Raw genomic sequence first — 20,138 nt, 5'->3', positions numbered from 1 at the left:
GGTCCCTACAGCTTGATCTCGATGTCGACGCCAGCCGGCAGGTCGAGGCGCATGAGCGAGTCGACCGTCTTCGGGGTCGGGTCGATGATGTCGATCAGACGCTTGTGCGTGCGCATCTCGAAGTGCTCGCGCGAGTCCTTGTACTTGTGCGGCGAGCGGATGACGCAGAAACGGTTGATCTCCGTGGGCAGCGGCACCGGGCCAGCGACCTGCGCCCCGGTACGCGTCACCGTCTCGACGATCTTCCGAGCCGAGGAGTCGACGACCTCGTGGTCATAGGCCTTGAGCCGGATGCGGATCTTCTGTCCCGCCATGGTGGCTTCTGTTCCTTCTCTCGATGCCGCTGTGTTGCGGGCGCCTGTACCGGCTGGTACAGGCCCACTTCGCCGACCCCCGCGGTCGGGCGTGTCGCGCCCATGGGCCAGGCTCCGCCCCGGGACTCCGGAGCGATTTCCGACCACGCGGTGGGTCATGGCGCCGATCGCGGTGACCGCGACCTGGACGCCGCGCGAGGGTGGTTGATCACCATGGGCGATCAACCACCCCACGCGAGACTGTCTGACACCCGGAGGTCCAGCGTTAACCGGACGCGGGCGACCGACCGTCGTTACGCAACCTGACTAGTATGCCGCACGACCGGCGGCAACGCTAATCGGGGTTACCCAGCTCACTTGACGATCTTGGTGACGCGACCAGCGCCGACCGTACGGCCACCCTCCCGGATCGCGAACTTGAGGTTCTCCTCCATCGCGATGGGCTGGATCAGCTTCACGGACATCGTGGTGTTGTCGCCCGGCATGACCATCTCGGTGCCCTCGGGCAGCGTGACGACGCCGGTAACGTCCGTGGTCCGGAAGTAGAACTGCGGACGGTAGTTCTGGAAGAACGGGGTGTGCCGGCCGCCCTCCTCCTTGGAGAGGATGTAGACCGTCGCCTCGAACTCCGTGTGCGGGGTCGTGGTGCCCGGCTTGATGACGACCATGCCGCGCTCGACGTCCTCGCGCTTGATGCCGCGGAGGAGCAGACCGACGTTCTCGCCGGCCCGGGCCTCGTCGAGCAGCTTGCGGAACATCTCGATGCCGGTGCAGACCGTCTTCTGCGACTTCTCGCGGATACCGACGATCTCCACCTCCTCGTTCGGCTTGAGGATGCCGCGCTCCGCGCGACCGGTGACGACGGTGCCACGACCGGTGATCGTGAACACGTCCTCGATCGGCATCAGGAACGGCTTCTCGGTCTCGCGCTCCGGCTGCGGGATCGCGGTGTCGACAGCGTTCATGAGGTCCATGAGCTTGCCGGTCCACTCGGGGTCACCCTCGAGGGCCTTCAGCGCCGAGACCCGCACGACCGGCAGGTCGTCACCCGGGTACTCCTGCGACGAGAGCAGCTCGCGGACCTCGAGCTCGACGAGCTCCAGGAGCTCCTCGTCGTCGACCATGTCGCTCTTGTTGAGCGCCACGACGATGTACGGCACACCGACCTGACGGGCCAGCAGCACGTGCTCGCGGGTCTGCGGCATCGGGCCGTCGGTCGCCGCCACCACCAGGATCGCGCCGTCCATCTGGGCGGCACCGGTGATCATGTTCTTGATGTAGTCGGCGTGACCGGGGCAGTCGACGTGCGCGTAGTGACGCGCCTCGGTCTGGTACTCGACGTGCGCGATGGAGATCGTGATGCCGCGGGCCTTCTCCTCCGGCGCCTTGTCGATCTCGTCGAACGGCGTGTACGGGTTGAGGTCCGGGAACTGGTCGTGCAGGACCTTGGTGATGGCCGCCGTCAGCGTCGTCTTACCGTGGTCGATGTGACCAATGGTGCCGATGTTGACGTGCGGCTTAGTCCGCTCGAACTTCGCCTTCGCCACTGGTGTCCTCCTGTGGACTTTCTTGGTTCGTTCGCCCCGGTGCGCCGGGTCGGCGCTTAGGACTCTGTCGACAGCCTTTCCGACCTGGTGGCCGGAGAGCCTTGGTGGGTTCTGCGGCGATGAAGCCTACAGGCCCGGAATTCACACAACCCGACCGAGGTGGTCGCGGGCGGGAGATCCCTCCCGCGACCGTCCCCGGATCATCGGGTCAGCTCAGGTGAGCGTCACTCACCCGTCGCCTTGGCGATGATCTCCTTCGCCACGCTCTGCGGAACCTCGGCGTAGGAGTCGAACTGCATGCTGTAGCTAGCCCGGCCCTGGGTCTTCGACCGCAGGTCGCCGACGTAGCCGAACATCTCCGACAACGGCACCAGGGCCCGGACGATGCGGGCGCCGCTGCGCTCCTCCATCGCCTGGATGATGCCCCGCCGGGAGTTGAGGTCGCCGATGACGTCACCCATGTTCTCCTCAGGGGTGGTGACCTCAACGGCCATCATCGGCTCGAGCAGTGCGGGGTCGGCCTTGCGGGCCGCCTCCTTCATCACCATCGAGCCGGCGATCTTGAACGCCATTTCCGACGAGTCGACCTCGTGGTACTGGCCGTCCAGCAGCGTCAGCTTGACACCCACCAGCGGGAAGCCGGCGAGAATGCCGTACTGCATGGCGTCCTGGGCGCCCGCGTCCACCGACGGGATGAACTCCCGGGGGATGCGGCCACCGGTGACGGCGTTCGCGAACTCGTAGGTCGGCGAGTCGTTGTCCAGCGGCAGCGGCTCCAGGCTCACGATCACCCGGGCGTACTGGCCGGAACCACCGGTCTGCTTCTTGTGGGTGTACTCGATCTTCTCCACCTTGCGGCGGATCGTCTCGCGGTACGCCACCTGCGGCTTACCGATGTTCGCCTCGACGTTGAACTCGCGGCGCATCCGGTCCACCAGGATGTCCAGGTGCAGCTCGCCCATGCCGGAGATGACCGTCTGGCCGGTCTCCTCGTCCAGCTTGACGCGGAAGGTCGGGTCCTCCTCGGCCAGCCGCTGGATGGCGGTGCTGAGCTTCTCCTGGTCGGCCTTGGTCTTCGGCTCGATGGCCACCTCGATGACCGGCTCCGGGAAGGTCATCGACTCGAGGATGACCGGGTTCGCCGGGTCGCACAGGGTGTCACCGGTGGTGGTCTGCTTCAGACCCTGGACCGCGATGATGTCGCCAGCCTTGGCGGAGCCGCGCTCCTCCCGCTTGTTGGCGTGCATCTGGTAGATCTTGCCGATCCGCTCCTTGCGGTCCTTGGTGGAGTTGACCACCTGGGACCCGGACTCGACCACGCCGGAGTAGACCCGGACGTAGGTGAGCTTGCCGAGGTGCTTGTCGGTCTGGATCTTGAAAGCCAGGCCGGAGAAGGGCTCGGAGGTCGACGGCTTCCGCTGCAGCGGGGTCTCGCCGTCGGTCGCGGTGCCCTCGATGGCCGGGACGTCCAGCGGCGACGGCAGGAAGTCGACCACGGCGTCGAGCATGGGCTGCACGCCCTTGTTCTTGAACGCCGAGCCGCAGAGCACCGGGTTGGCCTTGCTGGCGATGGTGGCGCGCCGGATGGCGGCCTTGATCTCCTCGACGGAGATCTCGTCGCCCTCCAGGTACTTCTCCATCACCGAGTCGTCGACGTCGGCCAGGGTCTCCATCAGCTTCTCGCGCCACTCGGCCGCGGAGTCGGCCAGGTCGGCCGGGATCTCCTCGATCGCGTAGTCCTCACCCTTCTGGGTCTCCCCGCGCCAGGTGAGCGCGCGCATGTTGATCAGGTCGACGACGCCGATGTGGTCGCCCTCGAGCCCGATCGGGATCTGGAGCACCAGCGGGGTGGCGTTGAGCCGGTCGATCATCATCTGCACGCAGCGGAAGAAGTCGGCGCCGGTCCGGTCGAGCTTGTTGACGAAGCACATCCGCGGGACGTGGTACTTGTCGGCCTGCCGCCAGACGTTCTCCGTCTGCGGCTCCACGCCGGCGACACCGTCGTAGACCGCGACCGCACCGTCCAGCACCCGCAGCGACCGCTCGACCTCGACCGTGAAGTCGACGTGACCGGGCGTGTCGATGATCTGGATCGTGTGGCCCTTCCACTCACACTTGGTAGCAGCGGAGGTGATGGTGATGCCACGCTCCTGCTCCTGCTCCATCCAGTCCATGACGGCAGCGCCCTCGTGGACCTCACCGATCTTGTACGTGATACCGGTGTAGAACAGGATCCGCTCGGTGGTCGTGGTCTTACCGGCATCGATGTGCGCCATGATGCCGATGTTGCGTACGTTGGCGAGCGCGTCTGCGGCGGCCACTTCTATCCCTACTTATCGTCGTCTAGACACAACTGGTGGCGGTTCCGGCGCCTCGTGGGCGCCGGAACCAGGGTGTTACCAGCGGTAGTGCGCGAAGGCCTTGTTGGACTCGGCCATCTTGTGCGTGTCCTCGCGCCGCTTGACGGCGGCACCGAGGCCGTTGCTCGCGTCCAGCAGCTCGTTCATCAGCCGCTCGACCATGGTCTTCTCACGACGGGCCTTGGAGTACGTCACCAGCCAGCGCAGGCCGAGGGTGGTCGCGCGGGCCGGGCGGACCTCGACCGGCACCTGGTAGGTGGCGCCACCGACCCGGCGGCTGCGCACCTCCAGGGTGGGCTTGACGTTGTCCATCGCGCGCTTGAGCGTGACGACCGGGTCGGTGCCGCTCTTCTCGCGGCACCCCTCCAGGGCGGCGTAGACGATGCGCTCGGCGAGCTGACGCTTGCCGCGCATCAGGATCTTGTTCACCAGCTGGGTGACCAGCGGCGAGTTGTACACCGGGTCAGCGACCAGCGGCTTCCGCGGAGCGGGTCCCTTACGCGGCATGTCAGCTCTTCTCCTTCTTCGCGCCGTAACGGCTGCGAGCCTGCTTGCGGTTGCGGACACCCTGGGTGTCCAGCGAGCCGCGAACGATCTTGTACCGCACGCCGGGGAGGTCCTTCACACGGCCGCCGCGGACGAGCACGATCGAGTGCTCCTGCAGGTTGTGGCCGACGCCCGGGATGTAGGCGGTCACCTCGATCTGGCTGCTGAGCTTGACACGAGCGACCTTGCGCAGCGCCGAGTTCGGCTTCTTGGGGGTGGTGGTGTACACGCGGGTGCACACGCCGCGCCGCTGGGGAGACCCCTTGAGCGCCGGGGTCTTGGTCTTGGTCGTCTTGGCCTGACGGCCCTTTCGGACCAGCTGCTGAATGGTGGGCACCGGGTTTCTCCGCTCCCTTCGGCCGCTGCGAGGCGACCGCGCCGTCTGCTCTAGCCGGCCTGATGGACGGCTCTCCTACATTGCAACCAGGGCCACCTGACGGGGGTCCCAGCACCCGCGGTCGGGCGTGTCGCCCGAGTCACGGTCCCCGGCGCGTCGCTCGCGCGTCGTACCAGGGTTTTTGTCACCGGCGCAGGGAACTCCCGACGCCAGGTCTTGCGGCTCTGTCGTGCGGCGCGCGATCACCGGCTGACCGGTTCCGGCGCACGCACGCATTGCCCGGGCTGGCCCGGGCACAAGGGGAAAGAATACCTACCACACGCGCGCGGGTCAAAACGGAGCGGCCCGAGAGGACCGCGTCGCAGTCCGCCGGCCGATCGCGTCGTGCCCGCCCGCCCGTCATGGGCACCTACGGTGACAAGTGTACCGGCTTCCCCAGCACTGGGCCGGGCGGCCCCGGTTCCGTTTGCACACCGGACATCCGGGCATAGCGGTCGTAGCTGGTCAGCGCGCCGCCCGTCCGAGCGGGCCGGCTCACGTGATCTGCAACACCAGGGCCAGCGCGAGCCCGCCCAGGCTGACCAGCAGCCCCACTCCCCCGCAGCTGAGACCGGCCACGGCCAGGCCGCGCCCGGTGAACCGGACCGCCGGCGGCGGCGCCGGCCGCCGGATCTGCCGCCGCGCCAGCAGGCCGGCCACGATCGCCGCGACCCCGGCGATCGCCCCGAGCACGGTGAACGCACCGGCCGCCCAGGCCCCGCCGTAGTTGGTCCCGGCGATGCCGAAGCAGAGGACCAGCAGCGAGACCAGGATCGAGGCGATCCCGGTGACCAGCGATCCGATGGCGAGCCCGGAGGTCACCGGCGGCACGTCCAGGTGGACCACCCCGAACGGCGTGCCCGGGACCGCGTCGACCCGCTTCGGCGGGCGGGCCGCCTCGCGCGGGGGCGGCGGCACCGGCGCCGGGGAAACGGAACCCCAGCCACCGCCGGCCGGCGCGCTCCCCGGCGCCGCCCACCCACCGCCGGGCGGCGACTGCTGCCCGGGGTACGCCCCGGACGCCGGCCAACCAGCCGGGGCGGACGCTCCGTGCGGTGACCCGGGGGACGCGGGAGCGGAGTGCCCGACGTGGTGCGGGGCCGCGCCGGGCGGCGCCGCCGGGGCGGGCGGATAGGGCCCGGCGGGCGGCCAGGACCCGGGCGGCGCGGACTGCGGCGAGGCGTACCCCCCGGGGGCGGCCTCCGGCGGCGCGCTCCACCCCTCGGCGGACCGGGCTTCCGGCCTCGATCCGGCGGCATCCGGTCCGGCCCAGGGGCTGGCAGGCGGCGGCCCGCCGGCGTCCGGCCCGGTGCCGCGGCGGGTCGGGTCGCCTTCCGGCGGCGGGGCCGGTTCCGTCACGGGGTCCTCCTGTCGGCATGGCTCGCCCACCGCGCGGCGGACACCGGCCAGGCTACCGCCGCGGGTCCCGCCGGCGGGGTCGGGCGCGGGTACCCTCCCCCGCCCGGTCAGTCGACGTTGGGGGCGAAGTCGTGCCCCATCGGAGCGCCGGCGAGCCGGACCACACCGATCACCACGGCCGCCACGATCGCCACGGCCGCGAGCAGCAGGCCCGTCCACGCCAACTGCTCGCCCCGGCGCACCCAGCCGGCGCCGGTCAGAAAGCCACCCGAGACGTACGCCTCGCGGCGGGCCTGCCGGGCGAGGGTGAGCGCGATGGTCGCGGGCACCACCCCGCCGACGAAGAACCCGGTGAGCGCCCCGATCAGCCCGAGGGCGAAGACCGCGCGGGCCTTGGTCGAGCGGACCGGCTCGGGGTCGAGCGGGTGGCGCTGCCCCTGCTGGGCGACGGGCACCTGCCCGGGCACGGTCGTCATGCCCACCATCATGCCGCAGACGCGACGAGGCCCCCGGCAGTCGCCGGGGGCCTCATCGTTTCCTACTGCTTAGCGGTACGACCCGAAGTCGAAGTCGTCCAGCGGCACCGCCTGGCCGCTGGCCGGCCCGAAGCCGTAGTCGGTCTCCGGGTAGCCGGTCATCGAGTAGACCTTGGCCTTCGCCTCCTCGGTCGGCTCGACCCGGACGTTGCGGTACTTGCTGATGCCAGTACCGGCCGGGATGAGCTTACCGATGATCACGTTCTCCTTGAGGCCGACCAGCGAGTCACTGCGCGAGTTGATCGCCGCGTCGGTCAGCACCCGGGTGGTCTCCTGGAAGGAGGCCGCCGAGAGCCAGGAGTCCGTGGCCAGCGAGGCCTTGGTGATACCCATCAGCACGGGGCGACCGGCGGCGGGCTCGCCACCCTCGCCGACGAGTCGGCGGTTCTCCGACTCGAACAGCGCCCGGTCGACCAGCACGCCCGGCAGGAACTCGGTCGAGCCGGAGTCGATGACCGTCACCCGCTTGAGCATCTGGCGGATGATGATCTCGATGTGCTTGTCGTGGATGAGCACACCCTGCGAGCGGTAGACCTCCTGGACCTCCTGGGTCAGGTGGACCTGGACCGCGCGCGGGCCGAGGATGCGCAGCAGCTCGTGCGGGTCGATGGTGCCCTCGGTGAGCTTCTCGCCGACCTCGACGTGGTCGCCGTCGTGCGCCCGGAGCCGGACCCGCTTCGAGATCTTGTCGTAGACGATCTCGTCGCTGCCGTCGTCCGGGATGACGACGATCTTGCGGGACCGCTCGCCGTCCTCGATCCGGATCCGACCCGGGGTGTCGGCGATGGGCGCCTTACCCTTCGGGACCCGGGCCTCGAAGATCTCCTGGACACGGGGCAGACCCTGGGTGATGTCCTCACCCGCGACACCACCGGTGTGGAAGGTACGCATCGTCAACTGCGTACCCGGCTCACCGATCGACTGGGCGGCGATGATGCCGACCGCCTCGCCGACGTCCACGGTCTTGCCGGTCGGCAGCGAGCGGCCGTAGCACGCACCGCAGACGCCCAGCTTCGACTCGCAGGTGAGCACGCTGCGCACCCGCACCGTCTCCACCCCGGCCGCGACGATCGCGTCGACCAGGATCGAGTTGAGGTCCTGACCCCGGTGGGCCACCACGGTGCCGTCCGGCCCCTTGATGTCGTCGGCCAGGGTACGGGCGTGCACGCTGGTCTCGGCGTGCTCGTGCACGACCAGCTTGCCGTCGAGCCGCTCGCCGATCTGCATCGGGATGGCGCGGTCGGTGCCGCAGTCCTCCTCGCGGATGATGACGTCCTGCGAGACGTCCACCAGACGCCGGGTCAGGTAACCCGAGTCGGCGGTACGCAGGGCGGTGTCCGCGAGACCCTTCCGGGCGCCGTGCGTGGAGATGAAGTACTCCAGCACGGACAGACCCTCCCGGTACGAGGCCTTGATCGGCCGCGGGATGATCTCACCCTTCGGGTTGGCCACCAGACCACGGATCGCCGCGATCTGCCGGAGCTGGAGCAGGTTACCGCGGGCGCCCGAGTTGATCATCTTCCACAGCGGGTTCTCCTGCGGCAGCGCGGTGTCCATCTCCTTGGCGACCTCGTTGGTCGCCTTGGTCCAGATCTCGATGAGCTCGCCGCGACGCTCCTCGGCGGTCATCAGACCACGCTGGTACTGCTTGTCGATCCGGTCGGCTTCCTTCTCGTACTTGTCCAGGATCTCCCGCTTGCGCGGAGGAGCAATGACGTCCTCCATGCCGATGGTGACGCCGGACCAGGTGGCCCAGTGGAAGCCGGCCTCCTTGAGCCCGTCCAGGGTGGCCGCCAGGGCCACCTTCGGGAAGCGCTCGGCGAGGTCGTTGACGATCGCGGAGAGCTGGCCCTTGCGGATCTCGTAGTTCACGAAGCGGTAGCCCTGCGGCAGCGTCTCGTTGAACAGGACCCGGCCCAGGGTGGTCTCCACCGTCACCGGCTCGCCCTCGACCCAGCCCTCGGGCGCGACCCACGGCTCCGCGCCGGCGCCGTTGTCGACCCCGACGATGCCCCGCAGGCGGATCTTGACCGGGGTCTGCAGGTGCAGCTCACGGTTGTCGAAGGCCATCCGCGCCTCGGCGTCCGAGCTGAACGCCCGGCCCTCGCCCTGCCCACCGGGGGTGAGGTGGGTGAGGTGGTAGAGGCCGATGACCATGTCCTGGGTGGGCATGGTGACCGGCTTGCCGTCGGCCGGCTTGAGGATGTTGTTCGACGACAGCATCAGGATCCGCGCCTCGGCCTGGGCCTCGGCGGACAGCGGCACGTGGACCGCCATCTGGTCACCGTCGAAGTCGGCGTTGAACGCGGTGCAGACCAGCGGGTGGATCTGGATCGCCTTGCCCTCGACCAGCTGCGGCTCGAAGGCCTGGATGCCCAGCCGGTGCAGGGTCGGCGCCCGGTTCAGCAGAACCGGGTGCTCGCCGATGACCTCTTCCAGCACGTCCCACACGACCGGCCGCTGCCGCTCGACCATCCGCTTGGCGGACTTGATGTTCTGCGCGTGGTTCAGGTCCACCAGCCGCTTCATCACGAACGGCTTGAACAGCTCCAGCGCCATCTGCTTGGGCAGGCCGCACTGGTGCAGCTTGAGCTTCGGGCCGACCACGATGACCGAACGGCCGGAGTAGTCGACGCGCTTGCCGAGCAGGTTCTGGCGGAACCGGCCCTGCTTGCCCTTGAGCATGTCGGAGAGCGACTTCAGCGGGCGGTTACCCGGACCGGTGACCGGCCGGCCGCGACGGCCGTTGTCGAACAGCGCGTCGACGGCCTCCTGGAGCATCCGCTTCTCGTTGTTGACGATGATCTCGGGCGCGCCGAGGTCGATCAGCCGCTTGAGGCGGTTGTTCCGGTTGATCACGCGGCGGTACAGGTCGTTCAGGTCGGAGGTCGCGAAGCGGCCACCGTCCAGCTGCACCATCGGACGCAGGTCCGGCGGGATGACCGGGACGCAGTCCAGCACCATGCCGAGCGGCGAGTTGCGGGTGTTCTGGAACGCCGCCACGACCTTGAGCCGCTTGAGCGCCCGGATCTTCCGCTGGCCCTTGCCGGACCGGATGGTCTCGCGCAGGCTCTCGGCCTCGGCCTCCAGGTCCATGTTCTGGACCAGCGCCTTGATGGCCTCGGCGCCCATGCTGCCGGTGAAGTACTCGCCGAAGCGGTCGCGCAGCTCGCGGTAGAGCAGCTCGTCGGTGACCAGCTGCTTCGGCTCGAGCTTGCGGAAGGTGTCGAGGACCTCGTCGAGACGGTCGATCTCGCGCTGGGCCCGGTCGCGGATCTGGCGCATCTCGCGCTCTCCGCCCTCCTTGACCTTGCGCCGGACGTCCGCCTTCGCGCCCTCGGCCTCCAGCTCGGCCAGGTCGGCCTCGAGCTTGGCGGCCCGCTTCTCGATCTCCGAGTCGCGGCTGTTCTCGGCCTGCCGCTTCTCGGCCAGGATCTCGTTCTCGATGGTCGAGAGGTCACGGTGACGCGCTTCGGCGTCCACGCTCGTCACGACGTACGAGGCGAAGTAGATGATCTTCTCGAGGTCCTTCGGGGCGAGGTCCAGCAGGTAGCCCAGCCGGCTCGGCACGCCCTTGAAGTACCAGATGTGAGTCACCGGAGCGGCCAGCTCGATGTGACCCATCCGCTCCCGGCGAACCTTGGAGCGGGTCACCTCGACGCCGCAGCGCTCGCAGATGATGCCCTTGAAGCGGACCCGCTTGTACTTACCGCAGTAGCACTCCCAGTCCCGCTGCGGACCGAAGATCTTCTCGCAGAAGAGCCCGTCCTTTTCCGGCTTCAGGGTGCGGTAGTTGATGGTCTCGGGCTTCTTGACCTCGCCGTGGGACCACTGACGGATGTCGTCGGCGGTGGCGAGACCAATGCGCAGCTCGTCGAAGAAGTTGACGTCGAGCACTATGTCCCCTATGTCGTCGTCTGTACTGCCTAGCTAACGGGCGGGGTCGGGAGCCGGCGAACCGGCTCCCGACCGCTCGCCTCAGACCTCTTCGACCGAGCTCGGCTCGCGCCGGGACAGGTCGATGCCCAGCTCCTCCGCGGCCCGGAACACCTCGTCGTCGGTCTCGCGCATCTCCAGGGCCACACCGTCGCTGGAGAGCACCTCGACGTTGAGGCACAGCGACTGCAGCTCCTTGAGCAGCACCTTGAACGACTCCGGGATGCCCGGCTCCGGGATGTTCTCGCCCTTGACGATCGCCTCGTAGACCTTCACCCGGCCGAGGACGTCGTCGGACTTGATGGTCAGCAGCTCCTGCAGGGCGTAGGCGGCGCCGTACGCCTGCATGGCCCAGCACTCCATCTCACCGAAGCGCTGGCCACCGAACTGCGCCTTACCACCCAGCGGCTGCTGCGTGATCATCGAGTACGGGCCGGTCGACCGGGCGTGGATCTTGTCGTCGACCAGGTGGTTGAGCTTCAGGATGTAGACGTAGCCGACCGCGATCGGGTCCGGCAGCGGCTCGCCGGAGCGACCGTCGAACAGCTGCGCCTTGCCGCTGCGCCCGATCATCTGGTTGCCGTCCCGGTTGGGCAGGGTCGACTCGAGCAGACCGGAGATCTCCTCCTCGCGGGCACCGTCGAAGACCGGAGTGGCCACGTTGGTGTCCGGCTCGGACTCGTGTGCGTCGATCGAGCGGAGGTTGCGCTTCCACTCGGTGTCGTCGCCGTCCACGCTCCAGCCGGTCTTGGCCACCCACCCGAGGTGGGTCTCCAGGACCTGGCCGATGTTCATCCGGGACGGCACACCGAGCGGGTTCAGCACGATGTCGACCGGGGTGCCGTCCTCCAGGAACGGCATGTCCTCGATCGGCAGGATCTTGGAGATGACGCCCTTGTTGCCGTGGCGGCCCGCGAGCTTGTCACCGTCCTGGATCTTGCGCTTCTGGGCCACGTAGACCCGGACCAGCTCGTTCACGCCCGGGGGCAGCTCGTCGCCGTCCTCGCGGGAGAAGGTACGCACACCGATGACCGTGCCGGTCTCGCCGTGCGGCACCTTCAGCGAGGTGTCCCGGACCTCGCGCGCCTTCTCGCCGAAGATCGCGCGGAGCAGCCGCTCCTCGGGGGTCAGCTCGGTCTCGCCCTTCGGGGTGACCTTGCCGACCAGGATGTCGCCGGGGACGACCTCGGCGCCGATCCGGATGATGCCGCGCTCGTCGAGGTCGGCGAGCATTTCCTCGCTGACGTTCGGGATGTCGCGGGTGATCTCCTCCGGGCCGAGCTTGGTGTCCCGGGCGTCGACCTCGTGCTCCTCGATGTGGATCGAGGTGAGCACGTCCTGCTGCACGAGGCGCTGCGACAGGATGATCGCGTCCTCGTAGTTGTGCCCCTCCCAGGTCATGAACGCCACGAGCAGGTTGCGCCCGAGCGCCATCTCGCCCTCGTCGGTGCACGGACCGTCGGCGATGACCTGGCCGGCCTCGACGCGGTCGCCCTCGAAGACGACCGGCTTCTGGTTGACGCAGGAGCCGGCGTTGGAGCGGCGGAACTTGTGCAGCAGGTACGTCCGGCGGTGGCCGTCGTCCTGGTGGACGGTGATGTAGTCCGCGCAGAGGTCCTCGACCACACCGCCGACCTCGGCGACGACCACGTCGCCGGCGTCGACGGCCGCGCGGTACTCCATGCCCGTGCCGACCAGCGGGGCCTCGGCCTTGACCAGCGGCACCGCCTGGCGCTGCATGTTCGCGCCCATCAGGGCGCGGTTGGCGTCGTCGTGCTCGAGGAACGGGATCATCGCGGTGGCGACCGAGACCATCTGCCGCGGCGACACGTCCATGTAGTCCACGGCCGCCGGCGCCACGTCCTCGGTCTCGCCGCCCTTACGGCGGACCAGGACGCGGTCCTCCGCGAACGTGCCGTCGGCCCGCAGCGGCGCGTTGGCCTGCGCCTTGACGAACCGGTCCTCCTCGTCCGCGGTCAGGTAGTCGATCTGGTCGGTGACCCGACCCTCGACGACCTTCCGGTACGGCGTCTCGATGAAGCCGAACGGGTTGACCCGGGCGAAGGTGGACAGGGCGCCGATCAGGCCGATGTTCGGGCCTTCCGGCGTCTCGATCGGGCACATCCGGCCGTAGTGGGACGGGTGCACGTCACGGACCTCGAAGCCGGCCCGCTCCCGGGACAGACCACCCGGGCCGAGCGCGCTCAGCCGGCGCCGGTGGGTCAGGCCCGCCAGCGGGTTGGTCTGGTCCATGAACTGGGACAGCTGCGACGTGCCGAAGAACTCCTTGATCGCCGCCACCACCGGGCGGATGTTGATCAGGGTCTGCGGCGTGATCGCCTCGACGTCCTGGGTGGTCATCCGCTCGCGGACGACCCGCTCCATCCGGGAAAGGCCGACCCGGACCTGGTTCTGGATCAGCTCGCCCACGGTGCGCAGGCGCCGGTTGCCGAAGTGGTCGATGTCGTCGGCCTCGTAGCCCTCCTCACCGGCGTGCAGCCGGCAGAGGTATTCCACGGTGGCGACGATGTCGTCCTCGGTCAGCGTGCCGGTGGTGATCGGCACGTCCAGCTCGAGCTTCTTGTTGAACTTGTAACGACCGACCTTGGCGACGTCGTACCGCTTCGGGTTGAAGAAGAGGTTGTCGAGCAGGGTCTGGGCGTTCTCACGGGTCGGCGGCTCGCCAGGGCGGAGCTTCCGGTAGATGTCGAGCAGGGCCTCGTCCTGCCCGGCGATGTGGTCCTTCTCGAGCGTGGTCATCATCAGCTCGGACCAGCCGAACTTCTCGCGGATCTGCTCCGCGGACCACCCGATGGCCTTGAGCAGGACGGTGACGGCCTGCCGGCGCTTGCGGTCGATGCGAACGCCGACCGTGTCGCGCTTGTCGATGTCGAACTCCAGCCAGGCACCCCGGCTGGGGATCACCTTGACGCTGGAGAGGTCGCGGTCGGAGGTCTTGTCCGGCTGCTTGTCGAAGTAGACGCCCGGCGAGCGGACGAGCTGGCTGACCACGACGCGCTCGGTGCCGTTGATGATGAAGGTGCCCTTCGGCGTCATCATCGGGAAGTCACCCATGAACACCGTCTGGCTCTTGATCTCGCCAGTGGTGTTGTTGGTGAACTCCGCGGTCACGAACAGCGGGGCGCAGTAGGTCAGGTCCTTCTCCTTGCACTCCTCGATCGAGGCCTTGACCTCGTCGAAGCGCGGAGCCGAGAAGGAAAGCGACATGGTGCCGGAGAAGTCCTCAATGGGACTGATCTCGTCGAGGATCTCCGCGAGACCCGAGCGTGCGTGCGGGTCGTCCGCCGACCGGCCCTGCCAAGCCTCGTTGCCGACGAGCCAGTCGAAGGACTCGTTCTGGATGGCGAGGAGGTTGGGGACCTCGAGGTGTTCGGTAATCCGACCGAAAGAAACTCGGCGGGGCGCGAAAGCGCTCGACGTACGACTGGTCTTCGCAGGGCGGGAAGCTGCCAAGATGCGTCCTTCCGAGGACCGGTGCTGCAGAACGGCTGGTACGCGTGCACTCCAATGACCCCACCAGAAATATCCGTAAACGGACATTTCCGAGCAGGGGTCAAGTCGGAAGGCAGCGCAAACTAGCAGTGTAGCCGAGAGGCTAACCGCTGTCCAGCCCACCCCGCAGGTCGTCGCGGAACTTGCCTCGGGACCTCGGAAAACCGGGTCAACCGAGCTGCTCGGAACGCGACGTCCCGCCGGTCCGCTCAGGCGCAGCGGCGGTGGTGCTGCCGTTGCCTTACCCGAGAGGCGGCCGTTGCAAGCGCGGAAGGTCTTGCTGGTGTCAGCGTGCCTGCCGGGCCCGTGCCGCGTCAAGGGCCGGTTACCGCTCGGGGTGTCTTTCCCACCGACGGGCTACCGACAGACCCTCCCGGAACGCCGGAACGCCGCGCGCGGACGCCCTGCTCACGCCGCTGCCCCCGGGTAGCACCAACACGGCGGGCGGCGATCCGGTTCCCCGGATCACCGCCCGCCGCGACGCGGTGTGCCCCGGCTCACGTGAGCCGGACGCGCGTCAGGTCGAACTCAAGGTCACTTGAGGGTGACCTTGGCGCCCTCGCCCTCGAGCTTGGCCTTGGCCTTCTCGGCGGTCTCCTTGTTGGCCTTCTCCAGGACGGCCTTCGGAGCGGCCTCGACCAGGTCCTTGGCCTCCTTGAGGCCCAGGCCAGTCAGCTCACGCACGACCTTGATGACCTGGATCTTCTTGCCACCGTCGGCGTCGAGGATGACGTCGAACTCGTCCTTCTCCGGCTCGGCCTCGGCGGCCGGGCCGGCGGGGCCGCCGGCGGCGGCAACGGCGACCGGAGCCGCCGCGGTGACCTCGAAGGTCTCCTCGAACTGCTTCACGAACTCGGAGAGCTCGATCAGCGTCATCTCCTTGAACGCGTCGAGCAGCTCGTCGGTGCTGAGCTTCGCCATGTCTGGCGTCCTTTCTGAAAGTGAAAACTAAGAACGTGGGTGCGCCGGGTGGCCTCAGGCCGCCTCGGCGCCCTCCTTCTCGCGCTTGTCCTGCAGGGCGGCCGCCAGACGCGCGGTCTTGGCGAGCGGAGCCTGGAACAGGGCCGCGGCCTTGCTCAGGTTGCCCTTCATGGCGCCGGCCAGCTTCGCCAGCAGCACCTCGCGGGACTCCAGGTCGGCGAGCTTCGTGACCTCGGCCGCGGAAATGGCCTTGCCCTCGAAGACACCGCCCTTGATGACGAGCTTCGGGTTGGCCTTCGCGAAGTCGCGAAGCCCCTTCGCCGCCTCGACGACGTCGCCCGAAACGAAAGTCAGCGCGGTAGGACCGGTGAACAGCTCGTCGAGGCCGGAGATGCCCGCATCGGTCGCGGCACGCTTGGCCAGCGTGTTCTTCGCGACCGTGTAGCTGGTCTCCTTGCCGAGCGAGCGTCGCAGCTGGGTGAGCTGCGAAACCGTGAGCCCGCGGTACTCGGTGAGCACGGTCGCCCCCGCGTTGCGGAAGCTCTCGGTCAGCTCGGCGACGGCCGTGGCCTTGTCGGCCCGGATCGGCTTGTCCGCCATGTCCCTCCTCTCTCGTTGCTCGGAGCTGGTACGCCGGCGACGAGCGGACGCTCGCGACGGCGGCGGAGGCATCACGACAACGAGAAAAGCCCCGGCGCAGGGCGCGCGGGGCGAGGGCCGGCACGACGGGCGCGGTCGGCGGACCACGCACAGCACCGATTTTCGCTTGCCGCCCTGCGCGGGTCGCCCGTCATCGCGGGACCTTCGACCGTGCTAAGGCACGGTGACCAGCGGTCTCTGGGTGGAACTACGCGCCAAGGTTACGCGACGTGTCCCGTTACCTCCAAATCGCCCCCGGAGTGCTCCCGGTCACTCAGGCACGGCTCCGGCGGCCCCAGCCGTAGCTGGCCAGCGCCACGGCCGCCCAGGCCAGCGCCCAGGCGGTCAGCAGCAGGCCGGTGGGGACCGCCAGCGGGCCGGCCAGTGCCCGGGCGGTGGGCAGCACCGGCGGGACCAGCCAGGGCGCCACCGAGCCGGAGAGGCCGAGGACCACCGCGGCCACCGCGCCGACGGTGAGCACGGCAACGCCGTAGCCGGCGCTGCGGGTGATCACCCGGCTGGCCAGGGCGCCCAGCGCCACCGCCGCCGGCAGCGCCAGCAGGTGCGCCCAGAGGCCGAGCGCGAGCCCCTCGGCCAGCGGCCGGTCCGCCGGCCCGGTCGGGCCGGTCACTCCGCCGACCAGCCAGGGGAGGACCAGCGCCACGGCCACCGTGCCGAGGCCGGCCACGGCCGCCGCGAGCAGGCCCGCGGCGCGCTCCCGGGCGGCGCCGAGGACCACCCGGGCCAGCCGGCGCTGCACGTCGGGCTCGACGTCGAGCAGGATCTTGGTCTGCCAGGCCAGCACCGGGAAGAGCACCATCGCCGAGACGCCGTAGGCCTCCGCCGGCTGGGCCCGGCCGCCGCCGTAGAGGACGCCGAGGGCCAGCAGGCCGGCCAGCACCGGGGCCAGCGCCCTCCCGGTACGCAGGAAGCCGGCCAGCCGCAGCCGGACCAGGGCGGTCACCGGGCCACCTCGGAGGCGGGACCGGGCCGTCCGGGCGCGCCGGACACCGGGGTCTGGTCGGGAGCGGTATCCGGCCGTTCGTGCTCGGCGGACCGCCCGGCAGCGGACACCGGGCCCGTGGCGGCGGGCGGGGCGTCGGAGCCGGGTCGCGTGGCGGCGGGCGGGACGGCGTGGTCGCGTACCCGGAGGACGTGGTGGCCGTCGGCGCGCAACCGGGCGACGGCGGCCGTGACCCCCGCGGCCGGGACCGACAGCTCGACCACGACGGTGGCCGCGGCCCCGGACGGCGCCGCCTCGGTGACGGTGCCGTCGGCGACCGACCAGTGCCGGGCGCCGGGAAGCCGGACCGTCTCGCCGCGGTGGTCGCTGACCAGCACCGTGCCGCCGTCGGCCAGCACCTCGTCGATCACCTCGGGCACCAGCTCGCGGGCGGCGGCGTCGAGCCCCTCCCAGGGCTCGTCGAGGACGAGCAGGCCGGGCGGGCGGAGCAGCGCCTGGGCGAGGCCGACCTTCTGCGCGGTGCCCTTGGAGAGCTGGGGCAGCCGCACCCCGTGGTAGCGGGCCAGGCCGAGCCGGTCGACCCAGCGCCGCACCGCCCGGTCGGCCTCGACGCCGGGCAGGCCGGCCACCCGGGCCATCGCGGTGAGGTAGCCGCCCACGGTGAAGGGCTGGTCGGCGGGGAAGCGCTCGGGCACCCAGCCGACGGCCGCCGGCCGGTCGACCACCCGGCCCCGGGTCGGCCGGAGCACCCCGGCGGCGAGTTGGAGCAGGGTGGACTTGCCCACCCCGTTGCGCCCGAGCACCACCGCCACCTCGCCCGGGCCGATCGCCACATCGGTCTCCCGCAGCACCCACGGATCGCGCCGGTGGTACCGCAGCCAGACGTCTTCCAGCCGCATGCGCCGAGCCTGCCACACCGGACAGACGGACGGGGCCCCGCCACCGGTGGTGGCGGGGCCCCGTCAGGGCAGTCGTGCTCAGGCCTCGGCCGGAGCCTCGGTCAGGTTCTTCACCACGTTCGGGTCGACCGGGACGCCCGGGCCCATGGTGGTGGTGAGGGTGACCTTCTTCAGGTACTTGCCCTTGGCCGCGGACGGCTTCGAGCGGAGCACCTCGTCCAGCACCGCAGCGTAGTTGTCGATCAGCTGGGACTCGGAGAACGAGGCCTTGCCGATGATCAGGTGGAGGTTGGAGTGCTTGTCCACCCGGAAGGTGATCTTACCGCCCTTGATGTCCGAGACGGCCTTGGTGACGTCCATGGTCACCGTGCCGGTCTTCGGGTTCGGCATGAGGCCGCGCGGGCCCAGGATCCGCGCGATCCGGCCGATCTTGGCCATCTGGTCCGGGGTGGCGATCGCCGCGTCGAAGTCCAGCCAACCGCCCTGGATACGGGCGACCAGCTCGTCCGTGCCCACCTCGTCCGCACCCGCGGCGGCGGCCTCCTCGGCCTTCGCGCCGGCGGCGAAGACGATCACGCGGGCGGTCTTACCGGTGCCGTGCGGCAGGTTGACCGTGCCGCGGACCATCTGGTCCGCCTTGCGGGGGTCGACGCCGAGGCGCATGGCGACCTCGACCGTGGCGTCGAACTTGACGTTGGTGGTCTCCTTGGCCAGCTTGACGGCCTCGGCGGGAGAGTAGAGCTTCGACCGGTCGATGACATCGGCGGCCTTGCGGTAGCTCTTGCTGCGCTGCATTTCTGGTAACTCCTGTGGTTTATGGCGGGCCCGCGACTCCGCGGCCCTCCCACGAACTGATCGGGTGGAGCGGTGAGCCGAGGTCAGTCGGCGACGGTCAGGCCCATCGACCGGGCGGTGCCGGCGATGATCTTCTCAGCCTGGTCGATGTCGTTGGCGTTGAGGTCCGCCATCTTCTTCTCAGCGATCTCCCGCAGCTGGGCGCGGGTGACGGAGCCGACCTTCTGCGTGTGCGGGACGCCCGAGCCCTTCTGCACGCCGGCGGCCTTGATCAGCAGCCGGGCGGCGGGCGGGGTCTTCAGCACGAAGGTGAAGGTGCGGTCCTCGTAGACGCTGATCTCGGCGGGGACGATGTCGCCCCGCTGCGACTCGGTCTGCGCGTTGTAGGACTTGCAGAACTCCATGATGTTCACGCCGTGCTGGCCGAGCGCGGGGCCGACCGGCGGCGCCGGGGTGGCCTGGCCCGCCGGCAGCTGAAGCGTGAACGTCTTGACGAGCTTCTTCTTCGGAGGCATGTCTCTTCCTGGGGCTTGGAACTGGGATTTTCGCCGGCCCGCGGGCGCGCACGGTCAGCGCGTTGCGGACAGCCGACGTTCTAGGGTAGCGCAGCCTTGCGCCACCCTCCCCGCCGAGGTCCGGCGGACGGCGAAAACGACGCACCGGCGGCCGGCCGGAAGGCCCACCGCCGGCGCGGGACGTACGTCAGATCTTGGCGACCTGGTTGAAGTTGAGCTCGACCGGGGTCTCCCGGCCGAAGATCGACACCAGGACCTTGAGCTTCTGCTGGTCGGCGTTGATCTCGCTGATCGTCGCCGGCAGCGAGGCGAAGGCGCCGTCGGTGACGGTGACCGAGTCGCCGACCTCGAAGTCGAGGACCTTGACCTCGGGCTTGGCCTTCTTCTGCTCGGTCTCGACCGCCGGGGCCAGCCACTTGAGCACCTCGTCGAGGCTCAGCGGCGCCGGCCGGTCGGCCCGGTCGGTCGCGCCGACGAAGCCGGTGACCCCCGGGGTGTTCCGGACGCAGGAGTAGGACTCGGCGGTCAGCTCCATCCGGACCAGGATGTAGCCCGGGAAGACCTTCGCCTGGACCTGCGACCGCTTGCCGTTCTTGACCTCGACCTCTTCCCGGGTCGGCACCTCGACCTGGTAGATGAAGTCCTCCATGTCGAGGGAGGTGATCCGGGTCTCGAGGTTGGTCTTGACCTTGTTCTCGTAGCCGGCGTAGGAGTGCACCACGTACCAGTCGCCCGGGGCGTAGCGCAGCTTCTGGCGCAGCTCGGCGACCGGGTCGAAGTCCTCGTCCGGGGCGGGCTCGGTGGTCGGGAACTCCGGCTCGCTGGCGGCCTCGACCGACTCATCGTTGGCCGCCGTCGCCACCGTGGACTGCTCGTCCGGGGTCTCGGCGGTCTCGTCGTACTCAGGCACGCTCGCTC

General features: G+C 69.5%; 16 protein-coding genes. All 16 read right to left on the bottom strand.

Annotated features, from left to right (window positions below; all coding sequences use genetic code 11):
- Nucleotides 1-5: 5 nt before the first annotated feature.
- On the bottom strand, nucleotides 6-314 hold the full coding sequence (gene rpsJ / locus AB0F68_RS16965; RefSeq protein WP_007073037.1) for a 30S ribosomal protein S10: 309 nt from the start codon (nucleotides 312-314) through the stop codon (nucleotides 6-8).
- A gap of 353 nt (nucleotides 315-667) precedes the next feature.
- Nucleotides 668-1,861 (bottom strand): elongation factor Tu, encoded by a 1,194-nt coding sequence (gene tuf, locus AB0F68_RS16960; protein ID WP_262283035.1) that lies wholly within the window; start codon nucleotides 1,859-1,861, stop codon nucleotides 668-670.
- Between the two features lie 224 nt (nucleotides 1,862-2,085).
- Nucleotides 2,086-4,182: an elongation factor G gene (gene fusA, locus AB0F68_RS16955; protein WP_357338656.1), complete on the bottom strand. Its 2,097-nt coding sequence runs from the start codon at nucleotides 4,180-4,182 to the stop codon at nucleotides 2,086-2,088.
- Nucleotides 4,183-4,257: 75 nt separating this feature from the next.
- Nucleotides 4,258-4,728 carry a 30S ribosomal protein S7 gene (gene rpsG, locus AB0F68_RS16950; protein WP_088647009.1) on the bottom strand — a complete coding sequence of 157 codons (471 nt, stop codon included), beginning with the start codon at nucleotides 4,726-4,728 and terminating at the stop codon, nucleotides 4,258-4,260.
- 1 nt (nucleotide 4,729) lies between these two features.
- Nucleotides 4,730-5,104: a 30S ribosomal protein S12 gene (gene rpsL, locus AB0F68_RS16945; RefSeq protein ID WP_007465318.1), complete on the bottom strand. Its 375-nt coding sequence runs from the start codon at nucleotides 5,102-5,104 to the stop codon at nucleotides 4,730-4,732.
- Nucleotides 5,105-5,638: 534 nt separating this feature from the next.
- Nucleotides 5,639-6,061, bottom strand: a complete 423-nt coding sequence (locus AB0F68_RS16940; RefSeq protein ID WP_357338979.1) for a hypothetical protein — start codon at nucleotides 6,059-6,061, stop codon at nucleotides 5,639-5,641.
- Between the two features lie 548 nt (nucleotides 6,062-6,609).
- On the bottom strand, nucleotides 6,610-6,978 hold the full coding sequence (locus tag AB0F68_RS16935) for a hypothetical protein (RefSeq protein WP_357338644.1): 369 nt from the start codon (nucleotides 6,976-6,978) through the stop codon (nucleotides 6,610-6,612).
- A gap of 69 nt (nucleotides 6,979-7,047) precedes the next feature.
- Nucleotides 7,048-10,935, bottom strand: coding sequence for a DNA-directed RNA polymerase subunit beta' (locus AB0F68_RS16930; protein ID WP_357338642.1), 3,888 nt, complete (start codon nucleotides 10,933-10,935; stop codon nucleotides 7,048-7,050).
- A gap of 81 nt (nucleotides 10,936-11,016) precedes the next feature.
- Entirely contained in the window at nucleotides 11,017-14,448 is a 3,432-nt protein-coding gene (locus AB0F68_RS16925; protein WP_357338638.1) for a DNA-directed RNA polymerase subunit beta, read from the bottom strand.
- A 573-nt stretch (nucleotides 14,449-15,021) separates the two neighbouring features.
- Nucleotides 15,022-15,408: a 50S ribosomal protein L7/L12 gene (rplL, locus tag AB0F68_RS16920; protein ID WP_091317960.1), complete on the bottom strand. Its 387-nt coding sequence runs from the start codon at nucleotides 15,406-15,408 to the stop codon at nucleotides 15,022-15,024.
- A 54-nt stretch (nucleotides 15,409-15,462) separates the two neighbouring features.
- A complete protein-coding gene (gene rplJ, locus AB0F68_RS16915) occupies nucleotides 15,463-16,008 on the bottom strand; it encodes a 50S ribosomal protein L10 (protein ID WP_046567232.1) in 546 nt (181 codons plus the stop codon).
- A 313-nt stretch (nucleotides 16,009-16,321) separates the two neighbouring features.
- Entirely contained in the window at nucleotides 16,322-17,011 is a 690-nt protein-coding gene (locus AB0F68_RS16910) for a hypothetical protein (RefSeq protein WP_357338635.1), read from the bottom strand.
- The gene (locus tag AB0F68_RS16905; RefSeq protein ID WP_357338633.1) at nucleotides 17,008-17,910 is read right to left on the bottom strand and encodes an ABC transporter ATP-binding protein; all 903 of its coding nucleotides are present in this window, start codon (nucleotides 17,908-17,910) and stop codon (nucleotides 17,008-17,010) included. Before AB0F68_RS16905 ends, AB0F68_RS16910 begins: the two co-directional genes overlap by 4 nt.
- Nucleotides 17,911-17,988: 78 nt before the next feature.
- Nucleotides 17,989-18,705: a 50S ribosomal protein L1 gene (gene rplA, locus AB0F68_RS16900; protein WP_357338631.1), complete on the bottom strand. Its 717-nt coding sequence runs from the start codon at nucleotides 18,703-18,705 to the stop codon at nucleotides 17,989-17,991.
- Nucleotides 18,706-18,788: 83 nt separating this feature from the next.
- The gene (gene rplK, locus AB0F68_RS16895) at nucleotides 18,789-19,220 is read right to left on the bottom strand and encodes a 50S ribosomal protein L11 (RefSeq protein ID WP_091570017.1); all 432 of its coding nucleotides are present in this window, start codon (nucleotides 19,218-19,220) and stop codon (nucleotides 18,789-18,791) included.
- 187 nt (nucleotides 19,221-19,407) lie between these two features.
- Nucleotides 19,408-20,130 (bottom strand): transcription termination/antitermination protein NusG, encoded by a 723-nt coding sequence (gene nusG, locus AB0F68_RS16890; protein WP_046567240.1) that lies wholly within the window; start codon nucleotides 20,128-20,130, stop codon nucleotides 19,408-19,410.
- Nucleotides 20,131-20,138: the final 8 nt, after the last annotated feature.

It is taken from the genome of Micromonospora sp. NPDC023966 (assembly GCF_040639095.1).
Classification (GTDB): Bacteria; Actinomycetota; Actinomycetes; order Mycobacteriales; family Micromonosporaceae; genus Micromonospora.
Note: the sequence above shows the minus strand (reverse complement) of the source record. Positions and strands in the feature narration are given on the sequence as shown.

Excerpts from the sequence above, each read along its gene's own strand:
- rplL (WP_091317960.1), bottom strand. The coding sequence starts at position 15,408 with ATGGCGAAGCTCAGCACCGACGAGCTGCTCGACGCGTTCAAGGAGATG.
- AB0F68_RS16905 (WP_357338633.1), bottom strand. The coding sequence starts at position 17,910 with ATGCGGCTGGAAGACGTCTGGCTGCGGTACCACCGGCGCGATCCGTGG.
- rplK (WP_091570017.1), bottom strand. The coding sequence starts at position 19,220 with ATGCCTCCGAAGAAGAAGCTCGTCAAGACGTTCACGCTTCAGCTGCCG.
- AB0F68_RS16935 (WP_357338644.1), bottom strand. The coding sequence starts at position 6,978 with ATGACGACCGTGCCCGGGCAGGTGCCCGTCGCCCAGCAGGGGCAGCGC.
- rplA (WP_357338631.1), bottom strand. The coding sequence starts at position 18,705 with ATGCAGCGCAGCAAGAGCTACCGCAAGGCCGCCGATGTCATCGACCGG.
- rplJ (WP_046567232.1), bottom strand. The coding sequence starts at position 16,008 with ATGGCGGACAAGCCGATCCGGGCCGACAAGGCCACGGCCGTCGCCGAG.
- rpsJ (WP_007073037.1), bottom strand. The coding sequence starts at position 314 with ATGGCGGGACAGAAGATCCGCATCCGGCTCAAGGCCTATGACCACGAG.
- rpsG (WP_088647009.1), bottom strand. The coding sequence starts at position 4,728 with ATGCCGCGTAAGGGACCCGCTCCGCGGAAGCCGCTGGTCGCTGACCCG.